Origin of the sequence: Streptomyces sp. AF1A, assembly GCF_047340315.1 — a bacterium.
GTDB lineage: Bacteria > Actinomycetota > Actinomycetes > Streptomycetales > Streptomycetaceae > Streptomyces.
The window spans coordinates 1-15,739 of record NZ_JBLEBI010000062.1 but is presented as its reverse complement, the minus strand read 5'-3'; the positions used below and the strand labels follow the sequence as shown (position 1 = coordinate 15,739).

The following is a 15,739-nucleotide window of genomic DNA, read 5'->3' as shown; positions in this document are numbered from 1 at the left end:
CGGAGCACACCGCGGGGCGCCTTCGCGCGCCCGGGCTCAGGAGACGAGGCCGCCGAGCTTGCGCAGCGACTCGTTCAGGGCGGCCGTCGCCGAGTCCTTGAGCCTGCCCGCCATCAGCGACACCGCGGCGCCCGTGAACTCGCCGTCGATGCGGACGGTCGTGGTGTCGCCGTCCGGGGTGAGCGTGTAGCGGGTGGCGACGGTCACCGCCATCGGCCCCTTGCCGCGGATGGCGAACACCCGGGCGGGCTCCAGTTCCTCGATCGTCCAGTCGACCTCCGCCGGGAAGCCCATCAGCTTCATGTTCTCCTGGAACGTGCCGCCCACCGCCAGGCTTTCCGGGCCGCCGTTGGGGAAGCTGGTGTGGGTGGCGTTCCACTCCGCGTACGACGACCAGTCGGTGAGCTGCGTCCACACCCTCTCGGCCGGTGCCTGGATGTGCGCCTCCGCGCTGACTTCGGCCATGCGACCACCCCTTCGGTTCGGGCGTAACCGGCATACGGTGTCGCGGAACGTAGCCGTAGGGCCGCGAACATTCAATACTGATGAACCGTCAGGAACGGCGGCTTCGGTGCGCATCGGCTCGGTGGCACGTCCTTCGGCCCGGCATCGGCTCGATGGCGCGCGTCCCCCGGTCCGCATCGGCCCGGCGTGCGCGGCCGTCGGTCCGGTTCGCTCCGGATCGGCCCGGATCTCCTACCTGAGGATGAGATTGCAGTCGGCGACGTCCACTCTGTGCGGGACGTACAAATGGTTCCGCCCGTGGATGACTTCGCCCGGTGTGGCTGATGGGGTGGGGATGTGCACCCCCGTACCGCCCGCCTGTCCGCCCATGACGCGGCGAACCCGCACCCGGACGACGCTGCCGGGCTCGGCGCCGAGCTCGCAGCGGTGGTCGCCGGTGCCCGCCGGAGGGCCGTGCGGGACGGGGACCGGCAGATCGACACCGCCCACCTGCTGCACTCCCTTCTCGAGCACGACCCCGAGGTGCGCTCCGCCGTCGGAGACCCGCCACAGCTCGCCCGGCTCCTCGGCTATCTCGTGCAGCGCAGCATCGGCTACGGGCTGCGCTGGCAGGGCACCGTGGAGGACTCGGGTCCGATCGCGGTCGTACCCGGCCCCCGGGCCGGCGCCGGCGAGGCGAAGGACGCGGGGGAGCGGTCCCCGGCCGCGGCCGCCGCTCTGGCGCACGCCCGGGAGCGGGCGCGGCAGCGCGGCGAGGCGCGGGCCACTGGGCTGGACCTGCTGGCCGCGCTCGTCGCCGACCCGCGGTCACGGGCCGTCGAGGTGCTCGAACGCGCCGGCATCCCCGCCCGCGACCTCAACGCCAGGATCGAGACCGACCCGCGCGAGCGCACCGGCGAGGGCGGCGCGAACAGCTGAGGCGGCGGCTTCGCCGTCCATCTCCTGAGACAGGTGTCAACGGGGGTGACGCTCCTGTCGCCGCCTGTCATCATGTGCCGGTGCATACGTCAGAGAGCAGTCAGGGCAGCCGTGGCAAGAGCGTCGGACTCGGCCTCGCGCTCGCCTCGGCGCTGGCCTTCGGCGGGTCCGGGGTGGCCGCGAAGCCGTTGATCGAGGCGGGACTCGACCCGCTGCACGTGGTCTGGCTGCGAGTGGCGGGCGCCGCCGTGGTCATGCTGCCGCTCGCCGTACGGCACCGAGCGCTGCTGCGCCGCCGCCCCGCGCTGCTCGCCGGGTTCGGACTGCTGGCCGTGGCCGGCGTCCAGGCCTGCTACTTCGCCGCGCTCTCCCGCATCCCCGTGGGCGTGGCGCTGCTCATCGAGTACCTGGCGCCCGCCCTGGTGCTGGGCTGGGTGCGGTTCGTGCAGCGCCGGCCCGTCACGCGTGCCGCCGCGCTCGGCGTGGTGCTCGCGGCGGGCGGGCTCACCTGCGTGGTGGAGGTCTGGTCGGGGCTGAGCTTCGACGCGCTCGGCCTGGTGTGCGCCCTCGGCGCCGCCTGCTGCCAGGTCGGCTACTTCGTGCTGGCCGACCAGGGCAGCGACGCGGGCGACGCGGCGCCGGACCCACTCGGTGTCATCGCCTACGGCCTGCTCATCGGCGCCGCCGTGCTGACGGTGGTCGCCCGCCCCTGGGGCATGCGCTGGTCCGTCCTCGCCGGTTCCGCGCACATGAACGGCACCGCCGTACCGGCCCTCGCCCTGCTGGTCTGGATCGTGCTGGTCGCCACGGTGATCGCCTACGTCACCGGCGTGCTCTCCGTGCGCCGGCTCTCTCCCCAGGTCGCCGGCGTCGTCGCCTGCCTGGAGGCCGTGGTCGCGACCGTGCTGGCCTGGACCCTGCTCGGCGAGCACCTGTCGGCGCCGCAGGTCGCGGGGGGCGTCATCGTCCTGGTCGGTGCCTTCATCGCCCAGTCCTCGACGCCCGCCAAGACCACCGCGGCACCGGTCGCCTCCGGTGGCGCGGAACGTCAGCCGTCCGCCCGCGGCACCGCCGCACAGGGCCGGCCGAGCGGAGCCGGCCCCCTGGGCGCCTAACGGCCCGCCAGGTAGTCCGGCAGTTCGATACCGGGCGTCAGGTCGGCGCTGGGGACGGGAGTGTCGTAGCCCCTGCGCAGCGGGACGACCCCCGCCCAGTGCGGCAGGGCCAGGTCCTCCGGCTCGTCGTTGGCGCCGCCGGTGCGGACCTTGGCCGAGACCTCCTCCAGGTCGAGGCGGATCACCGCGGTGGCGGCCAGCTCCTTCTTGTTCGCGGGCCGGGAGTCGGCGGCGCGCCCCGCCATGACGTGATCCACCAGGGCGTCCAGCGCCAGGCGCTTCTCCTCGGCGTCGGTGACCTCGTGCGCGACGCCGTGCACCACGACCGAGCGGTAGTTGATCGAGTGGTGGAAGGCGGAGCGCGCCAGCACCAGCCCGTCGACGTGAGTGACCGTCAGGCACACCGGCAGGCCCGGGTCGGCGTCCCCGGTCATCCGCAGCGGGCGGGAACCGGTGGACCCGTGGACGTAGAGGCGCTCGCCGACCCGGCCGTACAGCGTCGGCAGCACCACGGGCGCACCTTCGCGCACGAACCCCAGGTGGCAGACGTACCCCTCGTCCAATATCGCGTGCACCAGCTCCTTGTCGTACGACGCGCGGTGCGCGGAGCGCGTGGGCACGGTGCGGGCGGTGGGGGCGTAGGCGTCGGACTGGGCTTCCGCGGTCGTGCCCTGCATGGGGTCCCTCCATGGCGAGGTCATTTGTACTAGTGCATAATGCTGTTTGTGCTAGGAGAATATCGGATCGAAGGGCGCGGCGCAGCGGAGATTGCGGCCGGCGTCGAGCGCGCGGTGGGCACCGGGGAGCTGCAGCCGGGCCAACACCTGCCTCCGATGCGGGAGTTGGCGGCTTGCCTGGGGGTGAATCCGAACACCGTCGCGGCCGCGTATCGCACCCTGCGTGAGCGCGGGGTCATCGAGACCGCCGGCCGGCGGGGCAGCCGCGTGCGGCCCCGGCCGGCCACCACCGGGCGCGAGCAACTGCGCGTGGAGGTGCCGCCGGGAGGGCGCGACCTGGCCGGCGGCAACCCCGACCCGCGGCTGCTGCCCCGCCTTGCGCCGGCCCTCGCCGCGGCGGCCGAGGCCGGGGACCGCGAGCCCGTGCTCTACGGCGCCGATCCCGTCGACCCGGACCTCATCCGCATCGCCCGCGCGGAACTCGACGCCGACGGGGTCGCCGCCGGTCCGCTCACCGTCGCCTCCGGCTCCCTCGACGCCGTCGAACGGGTCCTGGCCGCCCACCTGAAACCGGGCGACGCGGTCGCCGTCGAGGACCCCGGCTGGGGCAGCACCCTCGACCTGATCCCGGCTCTCGGCCTGCGCCCGGTCCCGGTGCCCGTCGACGACGACGGACCGTGCCCCGACGACCTGCGCCGCGCCCTGGACTCCGGCGCCCGCGCGGTGATCGTCACCGACCGCGCCCAGAACCCGACCGGCGCCTGCGTGACCGCCTCGCGCGCGGCAGCGCTGCGCGCGGTGCTGCGCGAGCACCCGCAGACGCTGCTGATCGAGGACGACCACGGCCACGGCATCGTGGACCTTCCGCTGCACCCCCTCGCCGGCGTCACCCGGCACTGGGCCTTCGTCCGCTCCGCCGCCAAGGCCTACGGCCCCGACCTGCGCCTCGCCGTCCTCGCCGGAGACCCGGTCACCGTCGACCGGGTCCGGGGCCGGCAGCGCCTGGGCCCCGGCTGGGTCAGCCTGCTGCTCCAGCGCGCGGTGGCCCATCTGTGGACCGCCGGCGCGGTGGACCGGACGGCGGTGGCGCGGTCGTACCGCACCCGCAGGGACGCGCTGGTGACCGCTCTGGCGGCCCGCGGGGTCGCCGCCCACGGCCGCAGCGGCCTGAACGTCTGGGTCCCGGTCCCGGACGAGACCGGCGCGGTGGCCCGCCTCCTGCAGTCGGGCTGGGCAGTGGCTCCCGGCGCCCGCTTCCGCCTGGCTTCCCCGCCCGGCATCCGCATCACCGTCTCCACCCTCGCCCCCGAGGACATCACCCCCCTGGCCGACGCGGTGGCCACGGCGGTACGCCCGTCCCCGGACCGGGTGTACGGCTAGCCGGCGCTCGCCAAGGGGTGCGGTGCGTGTCGGCGCGGTTCGCGGGCGCGGTGGCTGTGGCCGGGCGTCCGTCTGCCGCCGGGCGTGGGGTGGCGCTCGCCAAGGGGTGCGGTGGGTGCCGGCGCGGTTCGCGGGCGCGTTGGCTGCGGCGGTGCGCGGTCCAGGGCGCTGGTGTGCGGGTGATGCTCGCCTTGGGGTACTCAGGAGGTGCTCCTCCTGGGCCTGGCCTGGGTGAGCGCGGCCCCCGCCAGCACGATCACCGCGCCCACCGGGGTGGTCCACCGCAGCGACTCCCCGAGAATGGCCACGCCCGCGGCCGTGGCGATGACCGGGATGAAGTACGTGACCATCTGCGCGGTCGTCGGGCCGACTTCGGCGACCAGCCCGTACTGGATCAGCACCGCGAGCCCCGTCCCCAGGGCGCCCAGCGCGGCGATCGCCAGCAGCGGAACCAGCGCGTAGTGGTCCGGGACGCTGGTGAACAGGGGCGTCACCACGGCCAGCTGGATCGTCGCCAGCAGCAGCTGTCCGCCCGTCATCGACAGGTGCGAGTTGCCCGTCCCGGCCAGCGTCCGCCGAACGTGGATCCAGCCGACCGGGTAGCTCAGCGAGGCCAGCAGCGCCATCGCCGTGCCCGTGGCGTCCAGGCCGTGGAAGCCCTGCCATGCGCCCAACACCGTCAGCACCCCGAGGAAGCCCAGTCCCAGCCCGGCCACACGCACCCGGGTCGGCCGGTCCTCGGAGAGGGCGACGAGGGACAGGACCATGCCCCACAGCGGCGACGTGGCGTTGCAGATGCCGGCCAGCGTGGACGGGATGGTCAGCTCGGAGTAGGCGAAGAGGGAGAACGGCAGCGCATTGAGGAAGAAGGCGGCGACCGCCATGTGCGCCCACAGCCGGCCCCCGCGCGGCAGCCGCTCCCGCTTGACGGCCATCGCCGCCGCCAGTACCGCCGTACCGAACACGAGCCGCCCGAGGGTGACCTGGAAGGGCGCGTACCCGTCCGTGCCCACCTTGATCAGCAGGAAGCTGAAACCCCAGATCAGGGACAGCGCGCCGAAGCGGAGCCGCCAGTCGAGGCGGGGCCGGGTGCGGGACGGGGCGGGCGACTGGGTGCGGGTGGCGGCGACCGTGCTCATGCCTCAACGATGCTGGAGGCAATTTCGTAGCACAATCGAGATTTCTCACCGAGTATCTCTTAGAATCGCTTACATGTTGAACCTGGAGCGCCTGCGCACGCTGGACGCCCTCGCCCGGCACGGCTCCGTCAGCGCCGCCGCGGACGCGCTGCACGTCACCACGTCCGCGGTCTCCCAGCAGCTGGGCAAGCTGGAACGCGAGGTCGGTCAGCAGCTCCTCGCCAGGAACGGCCGGGGCGTGCGGCTCACGGACGCCGGCCGGCTGCTGTCGGAGCACGCCGGACGCATCCTGTCGCAGGTCGAGCTGGCCGAGTCGGACCTGGAGGCACACCGCGGACAGGTGGTCGGCGAGCTGCGGCTGTCCGCGTTCCCGACCGCCGCCCGCGGCCTCTTCCCGGTGGCCCTCGGGGCGCTGCGCGCCGAGCACCCGGGGCTGCGGGTGCGCTCCAGCGAGCTGGAGCCCGAGCAGGGCATCGCGGGCGTCGTCCGCGGCGACCTCGATCTGGCGGTGGTCCTCGACTGGTACAACAAACCGATGCCCCTGCCCGACGGCCTGGTCAAGGCGCCGCTGCTGGACGACCCGGCCGACGTGGCGATGCCCGTCGGGCACCGGCTCGCCGGGCGGGACGAGGTCGACCTCACCGAGTTCGCCGAGGACGAGTGGATCACCTGGGGCGAGGGCGAGTTCTGCCACGAGTGGCTGATGTTCACCCTGCGGTCCAAGGGCGTCGAGCCGATCGTCGGCCACCGCGCCGGCGAGACCCACACCCAGCTCGGGCTGGTGGCCGCGGGGTTGGGCGTGTGCATCGCTCCTCTGCTGGGCCGTCACCCGGTGCCCGACGGCGTGGTCCTGGTGCCGCTCAGGCAGCGCGTGCGCCGGCACGTGTACGTGGTCTGGCGGGCGGACGCCGACCGCCGGCCCTCGATCCGCGCCGCGGTCGAGGCGCTCCGCGTGGCGGCGCACCAACTGGGCTGAGCCCTACCGCCCGCCCAGCTTCCGGAAGTCCCAGGAGACGATCTTCTCCGGGGTGAGCCGCGCCCAGGCGTGCCGGCCGTCGTGCGGCATCTCGTCCAGCCCGAAGTTCTTCCGTGCGAACAGCGTCTCTGCCGTGTCCAGTTCGGCGCACAGCTCCCCGGTGCGCGGCACCTCGCCCACGAACTCCACCCGGCCGGACAGCTCGACCCCGCGCAACTGGTCGTACTCCTCGCCCGAGTCGACCACCACCGCCACTCGCGGATCGCGGCGCAGCTGGGCCCAGCGCCGGCTGCGCACCACCGAGTACAGCCACAGCGAGGTGCCGTCCCAGGCGAACCACAGCGCGCTCACGTGCGGTGCGCCGTCGGCGGAGACGGTCGCGACCCGGCAGGTGCGCTGGGTGGTGAGGAAATCGTCCAGCTCGCCGGGCGTCATCATGATCTTCCGGCCCCGGCGCTGCTGTGTGACGGTCATGCGGCTCTACCTTCTTCCTGGGTCTGCCCCAGCCATTCGTAGGGTTGTGGCACCCAGGGGAGCTGGGTGTGGCTTTCATGCGGCTGCCGACCATGGCTCAGGTGGCTTGGCCGCCCGGCTCCCCATGACGGCTCGGCCGCCGATTGGGAACTGCGAACAGGTCGCTGTGTAGAGCAATGCCGGCGGGGTCGTCTGTGGTACGCACTGCACGAACGATGAGCTGGAGCACGGTTACCAGACCCCGGCGGCCATCCGCCGCGCCGGCCTGCGCAGGGTGGCCACCTGGTTGCGCAACCGCAAGGTCCGCAACGCCGAGGCCCTGGCCGCGAAGGCCGTCGAGGCCGCCGAACGGCAGCACACCGCCGTCGCGGGCGAGACGGCCATCGCCAAGATGGTGCTCACCTTCGCGAAGGAGGTGATGGCCCTCAACGAGAAGATCGCCGAGACCGACAAGCTCATCGAGGGCCGGTTTCGCGAACGTGAACTCGCCGAAGTGATCCAGTCCCTGCCCGGCATCGGCACGGTCCTCGGCGCGGAGTTCCTCGTCGCCATCGGCGGCAGCCTGGACGCGTTCCCCAGCCCCGACCGCCTCGCCGCCTTCGCAGGAGTCACCCCCGCACCGCGCGACTCGGGCAAGATCAGCGGCAACCTCCACCGCCCGCAGCGCTACCACCGACGCCTGCAACGGGTCTTCTACGCCTCGGCCCTGGTGAGCATCCAGTTCGACCCCAACTCGCGGACGTTCTACGACCGCAAACGCGCGGAGGGTAAACGCCGCACCCAGGCCGTACTCGCCCTGGCCCGCCGACGCGTCAACGTTCTGTGGGCCCTGATCCGTGACCGACGGTGCTACCAAGTCACACCCCCTGTCGCTGCGGTGGCTTGACTTCAGCATTGGGAAGCCCCCTCTTCTTCCACGTCGTGCCAGAGGAACTCTCCTGTTGCCGTTGATCCTCTGACATCACGTCAGAAAAGGGAACGCCCCGGCTTCCGCCCGCCACCTCAGATGGCTACTCTCGCCGCCCGGCCTTCGGCTACGGCGAAAGGGTGCGCGATGGCGGCGTACGAACGGCTCGGCGAACCCCTCGATCCCGCGAGCACCGTCCTGCTGACCGTGGAGTGCCAGCGGGGCGTGGTGGGCCCGGACGGCGCGCTGCCCGAACTCGCCCGTGAGGCCCGCTCCTCCGGCGCCCTGGGCAACGTGGCCCGGCTGGTCGCCGCCGCTCACGAAGCCGGCGTCCAGGTGATCCACGCGATCGCCGAGCGCCGCCCGGACGGCCGGGGCGCCAGCCGCAACGCCAGGCTGTTCCGGGCCGCCGAACGGCTCCCGGTGCGGCAGCTGACCGGCAGCACCGCCGTGCGGGTGGCGCCCCCGATCGAGGTGACCGAGGACGACCTCGTGGTACGACGGCTGCACGGGCTGTCCCCGCTGCACGGCACCGACGTCGACGCCCTGCTGCGCAACCTCGGCTGCCGCACGCTGGTCGTCACCGGGGTCTCGGCCAACGTGGCGATACCCAACGCGGTCTTCGACGCCGTCAACCTCGGCTACACCGCCGTGGTCCCGGCCGACGCCATCGCGGGAGTGCCGGCCGACTACACCCCCGCGATGGTCCGCCACACCCTCGCGCTGGTCGCCACCGTCACGACCACCGACGCGGTGCTCGGCAGCCTGGAACGGAGCTGAGCCGGCTCAGGCCATCTTGATCTCGTCGCCGGCGACGGTGATCTTCGCGGCGGGCAGGGGCCGGGTCGCCGGCCCCTGCTTCACGCTGCCGTCCTCGGCGGAGAAGTGGCTGTTGTGGCACGGGCAGACGATCACGCCGTTCGCCACGCTGCCCACCGTGCAGCCCTGGTGGGTGCACGTGGCCGAGAACGCCTTGAACGTGCCGGCCGCGGGCTGCGTGACCACCACGCCCTTGTCCTTGAAGATCTTCCCGCCGCCCTGGGGGATGTCGGAGGTCTTGGCGAGTGCGGCGCCCCCGGCGGAGTCGCCGCCGGCCTGCCCTCCGGTGGAGCCGCCGGACGCGGTGGAGCCGGAGGAACCGGCCCCGGTGTCGACGGTGTCGGCCGAGTTGTCGCTCGAACCGCAGGCGGTCAGCGCGGCGGCGAGCCCGGCCGCTCCGGCCGCCGCCATGACGGTACGGCGGGCCGGTCCCGCTGCGGGCTGGGGCGATGCGCTGGTCATGTGGGTTCCCTTTCGCGGAGTTTCTCGTGATCCGCTCAGGGGTACGGCCCCCGGCCGCCACCTGTTCAGACGGACACCCGGATCTTTGCCGTCCGCGACGAGCCGGCCGTGCCTCGCGGCTGTGCGGCGACGGTCGGACGGAACCCGCACCCCCCAGTAACCTGGGGCGATGCTCAAGGAAGTCACCGCGACCCGCTACATCACGCCGTTGCGTGAGGGCGGCTCGCTGCCGGGGCTCGTCGAGGCCGACGACTTCGGGACCTACGTCATGAAGTTCACCGGCGCCGGGCAGGGCCGCAAGACCCTGGTGGCCGAGGTGGTGTGCGGCGAACTCGCGCGGCGGCTCGGCCTGCGGATGCCGCGTCTGGTCACCGTCCGGCTCGACCCGGTCCTCGGGCTCGGCGAGCCCGAGCAGCAGGTGCAGGACCTGCTGCGGTCCAGCGGCGGCACCAACCTCGGCATGGACTTCCTCTCCGGCGCCCTCGGCTACGACCCGCTCGCCTTCCCGGTGGACCCCGCGGAGGCCGGACGGATCGTCTGGTTCGACGCGCTGGTCAACAACGTGGACCGCTCCTGGCGCAACCCCAACCTCCTGGTGCACCAGGGCGACCTGTGGCTGATCGACCACGGCGCCACCATGATCTGGCACCACAACTGGCCCTCCGCTTCGGCCTCCGCGGCCCGCCCGTACGACGCCGCCGACCACGCCCTCGCCCGCTTCGCCCCCGACGTCGCCGCCGCGGCGGCCACCCTGGCGCCGCGGGTCACCGAGGACCTTCTCGCCGAGGTCACCGCGGAGATCCCGGACGCGTGGCTCGCCGACGAGCCCGGCTTCGACACCCCGGACGAACTGCGCCGGGCCTACGCGCGGCCACTGCTCGCGCGGGCCGCCGTCGTCCACGGGCGCATCACCGGCCTGGAGGGCGCCAAGTGAGCGAGACCCACATCCACATGGCAGGCCATGTGACCGAGCGCCACATCACCCGGGCGGGTCAGGGCGGCGACCGCGACGTGTTCGAGTACGCGCTGCTGCGCGTCGTCCCCCGCGTGGAGCGCGGCGAGTGCATCAACGCGGGCGTGGTCGTCTACTGCCGCGCCCGGGCCTACGTCGGCGCCCGCACCCATCTGGACGAGGCCCGGCTGCGCGCCCTCGACCCGCGGGCCGACGTGGCCGGGATCCGGGCCGCGCTCGGCGCCGTCGAGAAGGTGTGCGCCGGCGGGGCGGAGGCCGGGCAGGCCTCCCGTGACGACGCCGGGCGGCGCTTCCGCTGGCTGATCGCACCCCGGTCCACCGTCGTCCAGCCCGGCCCCGTGCACACCGGACTGACCACCGACCCGGCCGCCGAGACGGAGCGGTTGCTGGACCTCCTGGTGAGGTAATGGATCACACCGGTGCGGTGTGCCGTTGACACCGGGTGCCAGGGCTTCTAGCGTCACGTGTGCCGAAGGTACTAAGCGGTCGCTCACCGCATCAGGGGTCCTCCCGAAGGACCCGACAGGTTCTCTCAAGGGCGAGGAGAAGCAGCAATGTCCACCACTGAACAGCGGGTCGCGGTAGTCACCGGCGCGGCGCGCGGCATCGGCGCCGCCACCGCCGTACGACTGGCCGCCGAGGGTCGCGCGGTCGCCGTGATCGACCTCGACGAGGCCGCCTGCAAGGACACCGTCGAGAAGATCACCGCCGCCGGCGGCAAGGCGATCGCGGTCGGCGCCGACGTCTCCGACGAGGCGCAGGTCGAGGCGGCCGTCGCGCGCATCGTCGAGGAGCTGGGCGCCCCGACGATCCTCGTCAACAACGCGGGCGTGCTCCGCGACAACCTGCTGTTCAAGATGAGCGTCTCCGACTGGGACACCGTCATGAACGTGCACCTGCGCGGCTCCTTCCTGATGACCAAGGCGGTCCAGAAGCACATGGTCGACGCGGGCTTCGGCCGGATCGTCAACCTGTCCTCCTCCTCCGCGCTCGGCAACCGCGGCCAGGTCAACTACTCCGCCGCCAAGGCCGGCCTCCAGGGCTTCACCAAGACCCTCGCCATCGAGCTGGGCAAGTTCGGCATCACCGCCAACGCCGTCGCCCCGGGCTTCATCGCCACCGAGATGACCAAGGCCACCGCCGACCGCGTCGGCATGGGTTTCGAGGACTTCAAGAAGGCCGCCGCGACCCAGATCCCCGTGCAGCGCGTCGGTGAGCCCGAGGACATCGCCAACGCCATCGCCTTCTTCACCGGCGAGGCGGCCGGCTTCGTCTCCGGCCAGGTGCTGTACGTCGCCGGCGGACCGCTCAACTAAGGAATCGGGTACATGACTTCCGTGGAACTCCCCGAGCTCTCGGGCAAGGTCGCGCTCGTCACCGGCGCGAGCCGCGGCATCGGCTACGGCGTGGCCGAGGCCCTCGTCGCGCGCGGCGACCGGGTGTGCATCACCGGCCGCAACGAGGACGCCCTGAAGGAGGCCGTCGAGAAGCTCGGCGCCGAGCGGGTCCTCGCCGTGGCCGGCAAGGCCCACGACCTGGACCACCAGGCCGAGGCCGTCGAGCGCACCATGGAGGCCTTCGGCCGCCTCGACTTCCTGGTCAACAACGCGGGCACCAACCCCGTGTTCGGCCCCATCGCCGACCTCGACCTGGGCGTCGCCCGCAAGGTCTTCGAGACCAACGTGATCTCCGCGCTCGGCTTCGCCCAGAAGACCTGGCACGCCTGGCAGAAGGACAACGGCGGCGCGATCGTCAACATCGCCTCGGTCGCGGGACTCGCGCCCTCGCCGTTCATCGGGGCCTACGGCGTCAGCAAGGCGGCGATGATCAACCTGACCCAGCAACTGGCGCACGAGTTCGCGCCCAGGGTCCGGGTCAACGCGATCGCCCCGGCGGTGATCAAGACCAAGTTCGCGCAGGCCCTCTACGAGGGCCGCGAGGAGGAGGCGGCCTCGGCCTACCCGCTGGGCCGGCTCGGCGTGCCGTCCGACATCGGCGGCGCCGCCGCCTTCCTCACCTCCGGGCAGTCCGACTGGATCACCGGTCAGACTCTCGTCGTGGACGGCGGCATCTTCCTCAACGCCGGCGTGGGCTGAATACCAATCCGGGCGCCGATTTTCGGACGGATCGGCGCCCGGAGTACCGCACAGCGGTCGCATTGGCGAATGACAACGTCGTCACCGCTCAATCGATCAATAAGTGCTGTTTCAGGGGTGGTTCGGGCGCCCCGACGCTGCGGTATGGTCTGCCGACCCTTGGTATGGCAGATCGAGGAGCGTGCGCGTGTTCAACCGGAAACGATTCCTGCGGAGAGTCGCGGCGATCGCGTCCATATCCCTGGTGGCCGGGTGCAGTCTGCTGTCGGACGGTGACACGGGCGGCAAGGGTCCGATCGTCGTGGGAACGACCAGCGCCCCGAGCACTCTCGACCCGGCCGGCGCCTGGGACGGTTCCTGGGAGCTGTACCGGAACATCTTCCAGACGCTCGTCGCCTACCCGAACGGTGCCACCACCCCGCAGCCCGACGCGGCCGAGAGCTGTTCCTTCACCGACTCCAGCCGCACGTACCGGTGCAGGCTGCGCTCGGGCATGAAGTTCGCCGACGGCGACCCGCTGACGGCCCAGGCCGTCAAGTACTCCATCGACCGCATCCGCGCCATCAACGCACCCAGCGGCCCCGCCGGGCTGCTCGGCAGCCTGGACCGGGTGGACACCTCGGGCGACCGCGACGTCGTCTTCCACCTCAACAAGCCGGATGCCACCTTCCCGTTCGTGCTGGCCACCCCCGCCATGTCGATCGTCGATCCGCGCGACTACCCCGCGCGCTCCCTGCGCAAGGACAGCGGGGTCGACGGCTCCGGGCCGTACAGGCTGCAGTCCTACGAGGAGGGCAAGCAGGCCGTCCTGGTGCGCAACGGCAGCTACAAGGGCTTCGCCAAGCGGCAGAACGACGCGGTGACCATCCGCTACTTCCAGGACTCGGCCGCCATGGTCAAGGCCCTGCGCGCCAAGCAGATCGACGTCACCTACCGCGGTCTCGCCGCCGACGACATCATCGCCCTGCAGCAGCACGGCAACTCCGACCTGCAGCTCATCGACGGCGCGGGCATCGACATCAGCTATCTGGTGTTCAACCCGAAGGACCCCTGGGCCAAGCAGTTGGCCGTGCGCAAGGCGGTCGCCCAGGTCGTCGACCGGGGCGCGATCGCCCACAAGGTCTACAAGGACACGGTCGTCCCGCTGTACTCCATGGTCCCCGCGGGCCTGACCGGCCACACCACCAGCTTCTTCGACGACTACGGGGACCCGAGCGTCCCCAAGGCCCGCCGCACCCTCACCGACGCGGGCATCCACCAGCGCGTCCCGCTCACCCTCTGGTACACCACCGACCGCTACGGCTCCGAGACGGCCCTGATGTTCCAGGAGCTGAAGCGGCAGCTGGACGACTCCGGGCTGTTCACCATCACGCTCAAGAGCCGCCCCTGGAAGACCTACGTGGTCGGCTACCAGAAGGGCGAGTACCCGGTGTTCGGGCGCGGCTGGTTCCCGGACTTCCCCGACGCGGACAACTTCATCGCCCCGTTCGTCGGCGACAAGAACGCGCTCGGCACGCCGTACCCGGCCAAGGAGATCACCGACACGCTGCTGCCCCACTCCCGCGCCCAGAGCGACCGCGCCCAGACGGTCAAGGACATGGAACAGGCCCAGCAGATCATCGTGAACGACTCCCGGCTGATCCCGCTGTGGCAGGGGCGGCAGTTCGTGGCGGCCAGCGACGACATCTCCGGCGGCGAGCAGGCACTCGACCCCTCGACGATCATGATGATGTGGATGCTGCACCGCAAGACCAGCTGGTGAGGGGGTGCAGGGGCGTAGCGGCACGCGTTGTCAGTGGGCGGCGGTAGGTTCTGAGGCACTGGAAGTGCCGCACGCCGTAGTTGACTGACATCGTGAGGACGTGGACGTGACCGACATCGCCATGCTGCCCGAATCCTGGCGCGGGGTTCTGGGCGACGAACTGCAGCAGCCCTATTTCAAGGAGCTGACCGAGTTCGTCGAGGAGGAGCGGGCGAGGGGGCCCGTCTACCCGCCGCGCGAGGAGGTCTTCGCGGCCCTGGACGCGACGCCGTACGAGAAGGTCAAGGTCCTCATTCTCGGACAGGACCCCTACCACGGCGAGGGTCAGGGCCACGGCCTGTGCTTCTCGGTCCGCCCCGGCGTGAAGACGCCGCCGTCGCTCAGGAACATCTACAAGGAGATGGAGGTGGAGCTGGGCCTGCCCGTCCCCGACAACGGCTACCTGATGCCCTGGGCCAAGCAGGGCGTCCTGCTGCTCAACGCCGTGCTCACGGTGCGGGCCGGCGTCGCCAACTCGCACAAGGGCAAGGGCTGGGAGAAGTTCACCGACGCCGTGATCCGCGCGGTCGCCGACCGCCCCGACCCGGCGGTCTTCGTCCTGTGGGGCAACTACGCCCAGAAGAAGCTCCCGCTGATCGACGAGTCCCGGCACGCCGTGGTCAGGGGGGCGCACCCCTCGCCGCTGTCCGCGAAGAAGTTCTTCGGCTCCCGCCCCTTCACCCGGATCAACGAGGCGATCGCCCGCCAGGGCCACGAGCCGATCGACTGGCGCATCCCCGACCTGGGCTGATCCGGCGCCGGGGGCCCGGCCGTGCCGGGCCCCCGGGCCGAGGGGTCCGGTTCCGGGCGCGTGGCATGCCGGTGACTGTCCGTGACTGACCTGTGATGGGGCCCGCTCGGGGCCGCCTGACCGGAAAGACCGGTGCCGCCGGTTAGCGTCGGGAGCAGACAGCGGACGACGGCCGGAGGACGCGGTGGCGGAGCGACGGGAACGGACGGCACCGGATGCCGTGCTGACGCGGATCGGGCAGGTCGTGATGCTGCACCACGGCGGCGACCGGGAGGAGGCCCGCAGCCGCTTCCTCGCCCTGTGGGCGGAGGTCGGCGAGGACGGCGACCCGCTGCACCGCTGCACCCTGGCCCACTACCTCGCCGACACCCAGGACGACCCGGCCGACGAACTCGCCTGGGACCTGCGGGCATTGACGGCGGCAGGGGAACTGGCCGACGGCGACCCGGCGTGCGTGCGGGGCTTCCTGCCCTCCCTGCACCTCAACCTGGCCGCCGACTACGCGAAGCTGGGCCGCCCCGACGCCGCACGCAGCCACCTGCGCCACGCCCGCACCGCCGCCGGCTCCCTGGCGGACGACGGCTACGGCGAGGGCGTACGGGCGGCGATCGGCCGCCTGGAGCTCAGGCTCGACGAGGGCGGCGCGGCGGGCGGCGAGCCGTGGGGGCCGCCGCGGCAGCGGCCCGGCTAGCCGCTCGGCCGGGAAGGGCGCCGGACGTCCCGCGACGGGTCAGTGGCCGTAGGCCTGCTCGCAGATCACCGCCTCCGGGCTGTCCTTGCGCCAGC

The 15,739-nt window shown here is 72.3% G+C and carries 17 protein-coding genes and 1 pseudogene; 13 read left to right on the top strand and 5 right to left on the bottom strand.

Going from position 1 to position 15,739, the window contains the following annotated elements:
* Positions 1-36: 36 nt before the first annotated feature.
* Complete coding sequence (locus tag ACLU3S_RS18605) at positions 37-465, bottom strand: SRPBCC family protein (RefSeq protein ID WP_413953014.1); 429 nt, start codon at positions 463-465, stop codon at positions 37-39.
* A 336-nt stretch (positions 466-801) separates the two neighbouring features.
* Between ACLU3S_RS18605 and ACLU3S_RS18600 the strand changes: the two genes are divergently transcribed.
* Together ACLU3S_RS18600 and ACLU3S_RS18595 are read left to right on the top strand one after the other, a co-directional pair.
* A complete protein-coding gene (locus tag ACLU3S_RS18600; protein WP_413953013.1) occupies positions 802-1,383 on the top strand; it encodes a Clp protease N-terminal domain-containing protein in 582 nt (193 codons plus the stop codon).
* Between the two features lie 74 nt (positions 1,384-1,457).
* Positions 1,458-2,498 (top strand): EamA family transporter, encoded by a 1,041-nt coding sequence (locus ACLU3S_RS18595; RefSeq protein WP_413953012.1) that lies wholly within the window; start codon positions 1,458-1,460, stop codon positions 2,496-2,498.
* Here the strand turns inward: ACLU3S_RS18595 and ACLU3S_RS18590 are convergent.
* On the bottom strand, positions 2,495-3,175 hold the full coding sequence (locus ACLU3S_RS18590) for a pyridoxamine 5'-phosphate oxidase family protein (protein ID WP_413953011.1): 681 nt from the start codon (positions 3,173-3,175) through the stop codon (positions 2,495-2,497). The genes ACLU3S_RS18595 and ACLU3S_RS18590 overlap by 4 nt on opposite strands.
* 48 nt (positions 3,176-3,223) lie before the next feature.
* Here ACLU3S_RS18590 and ACLU3S_RS18585 point away from each other — a divergent pair, with 48 nt between their 5' ends.
* Positions 3,224-4,555 carry an aminotransferase class I/II-fold pyridoxal phosphate-dependent enzyme gene (locus ACLU3S_RS18585; RefSeq protein WP_413953010.1) on the top strand — a complete coding sequence of 444 codons (1,332 nt, stop codon included), beginning with the start codon at positions 3,224-3,226 and terminating at the stop codon, positions 4,553-4,555.
* Between the two features lie 200 nt (positions 4,556-4,755).
* Here ACLU3S_RS18585 and ACLU3S_RS18580 read toward each other — a convergent pair whose 3' ends face one another.
* The gene (locus tag ACLU3S_RS18580; RefSeq protein ID WP_413953009.1) at positions 4,756-5,694 is read right to left on the bottom strand and encodes a DMT family transporter; all 939 of its coding nucleotides are present in this window, start codon (positions 5,692-5,694) and stop codon (positions 4,756-4,758) included.
* Positions 5,695-5,767: 73 nt separating this feature from the next.
* On the opposite strand from ACLU3S_RS18580, the gene ACLU3S_RS18575 reads away from it, so the two are divergent.
* Positions 5,768-6,670, top strand: a complete 903-nt coding sequence (locus ACLU3S_RS18575) for a LysR family transcriptional regulator (protein ID WP_413953008.1) — start codon at positions 5,768-5,770, stop codon at positions 6,668-6,670.
* A gap of 3 nt (positions 6,671-6,673) precedes the next feature.
* Here ACLU3S_RS18575 and ACLU3S_RS18570 read toward each other — a convergent pair whose 3' ends face one another.
* Positions 6,674-7,144: a pyridoxamine 5'-phosphate oxidase family protein gene (locus ACLU3S_RS18570; RefSeq protein WP_413953007.1), complete on the bottom strand. Its 471-nt coding sequence runs from the start codon at positions 7,142-7,144 to the stop codon at positions 6,674-6,676.
* Between the two features lie 229 nt (positions 7,145-7,373).
* Here ACLU3S_RS18570 and ACLU3S_RS18565 point away from each other — a divergent pair.
* A pseudogene (locus tag ACLU3S_RS18565) lies at positions 7,374-8,030 on the top strand (transposase); the annotation flags it as partial.
* Positions 8,031-8,198: 168 nt separating this feature from the next.
* Positions 8,199-8,831 (top strand): cysteine hydrolase, encoded by a 633-nt coding sequence (locus tag ACLU3S_RS18560; protein WP_413953006.1) that lies wholly within the window; start codon positions 8,199-8,201, stop codon positions 8,829-8,831.
* A 6-nt stretch (positions 8,832-8,837) separates the two neighbouring features.
* On the opposite strand, the gene ACLU3S_RS18555 is transcribed toward ACLU3S_RS18560, so the two are convergent.
* Positions 8,838-9,332: a Rieske (2Fe-2S) protein gene (locus ACLU3S_RS18555; protein WP_413953005.1), complete on the bottom strand. Its 495-nt coding sequence runs from the start codon at positions 9,330-9,332 to the stop codon at positions 8,838-8,840.
* Positions 9,333-9,501: 169 nt separating this feature from the next.
* Between ACLU3S_RS18555 and ACLU3S_RS18550 the strand changes: the two genes are divergently transcribed.
* The 7 genes from ACLU3S_RS18550 (at position 9,502) to ACLU3S_RS18520 (ending at position 15,644) form a co-directional block, all read left to right on the top strand.
* Entirely contained in the window at positions 9,502-10,266 is a 765-nt protein-coding gene (locus ACLU3S_RS18550; protein ID WP_413953004.1) for a HipA family kinase, read from the top strand.
* Positions 10,263-10,712, top strand: coding sequence for a DUF3037 domain-containing protein (locus ACLU3S_RS18545; protein WP_413953003.1), 450 nt, complete (start codon positions 10,263-10,265; stop codon positions 10,710-10,712). Before ACLU3S_RS18550 ends, ACLU3S_RS18545 begins: the two co-directional genes overlap by 4 nt.
* Positions 10,713-10,859: 147 nt before the next feature.
* Positions 10,860-11,621 (top strand): 3-oxoacyl-ACP reductase FabG, encoded by a 762-nt coding sequence (gene fabG / locus ACLU3S_RS18540; RefSeq protein ID WP_356305361.1) that lies wholly within the window; start codon positions 10,860-10,862, stop codon positions 11,619-11,621.
* Positions 11,622-11,633: 12 nt separating this feature from the next.
* Complete coding sequence (locus tag ACLU3S_RS18535; RefSeq protein ID WP_413953002.1) at positions 11,634-12,401, top strand: SDR family oxidoreductase; 768 nt, start codon at positions 11,634-11,636, stop codon at positions 12,399-12,401.
* A gap of 187 nt (positions 12,402-12,588) precedes the next feature.
* On the top strand, positions 12,589-14,163 hold the full coding sequence (locus ACLU3S_RS18530; protein ID WP_413953001.1) for an ABC transporter substrate-binding protein: 1,575 nt from the start codon (positions 12,589-12,591) through the stop codon (positions 14,161-14,163).
* 106 nt (positions 14,164-14,269) lie between these two features.
* Positions 14,270-14,953, top strand: coding sequence for a uracil-DNA glycosylase (gene ung / locus ACLU3S_RS18525; RefSeq protein ID WP_413953031.1), 684 nt, complete (start codon positions 14,270-14,272; stop codon positions 14,951-14,953).
* Between the two features lie 184 nt (positions 14,954-15,137).
* Positions 15,138-15,644, top strand: a complete 507-nt coding sequence (locus ACLU3S_RS18520) for a hypothetical protein (RefSeq protein WP_413953000.1) — start codon at positions 15,138-15,140, stop codon at positions 15,642-15,644.
* Positions 15,645-15,739: the final 95 nt, after the last annotated feature.

What these genes read in the sequence shown, in the direction of transcription:
- ACLU3S_RS18580 (WP_413953009.1), bottom strand. Translation starts at nt 5,694, where the DNA reads ATGAGCACGGTCGCCGCCACCCGCACCCAGTCGCCCGCCCCGTCCCGC.
- ACLU3S_RS18570 (WP_413953007.1), bottom strand. Translation starts at nt 7,144, where the DNA reads ATGACCGTCACACAGCAGCGCCGGGGCCGGAAGATCATGATGACGCCC.
- ACLU3S_RS18605 (WP_413953014.1), bottom strand. Translation starts at nt 465, where the DNA reads ATGGCCGAAGTCAGCGCGGAGGCGCACATCCAGGCACCGGCCGAGAGG.
- ACLU3S_RS18590 (WP_413953011.1), bottom strand. Translation starts at nt 3,175, where the DNA reads ATGCAGGGCACGACCGCGGAAGCCCAGTCCGACGCCTACGCCCCCACC.
- ACLU3S_RS18575 (WP_413953008.1), top strand. Translation starts at nt 5,768, where the DNA reads ATGTTGAACCTGGAGCGCCTGCGCACGCTGGACGCCCTCGCCCGGCAC.
- ACLU3S_RS18555 (WP_413953005.1), bottom strand. Translation starts at nt 9,332, where the DNA reads ATGACCAGCGCATCGCCCCAGCCCGCAGCGGGACCGGCCCGCCGTACC.
- ACLU3S_RS18560 (WP_413953006.1), top strand. Translation starts at nt 8,199, where the DNA reads ATGGCGGCGTACGAACGGCTCGGCGAACCCCTCGATCCCGCGAGCACC.
- fabG (WP_356305361.1), top strand. Translation starts at nt 10,860, where the DNA reads ATGTCCACCACTGAACAGCGGGTCGCGGTAGTCACCGGCGCGGCGCGC.
- ACLU3S_RS18535 (WP_413953002.1), top strand. Translation starts at nt 11,634, where the DNA reads ATGACTTCCGTGGAACTCCCCGAGCTCTCGGGCAAGGTCGCGCTCGTC.
- ACLU3S_RS18550 (WP_413953004.1), top strand. Translation starts at nt 9,502, where the DNA reads ATGCTCAAGGAAGTCACCGCGACCCGCTACATCACGCCGTTGCGTGAG.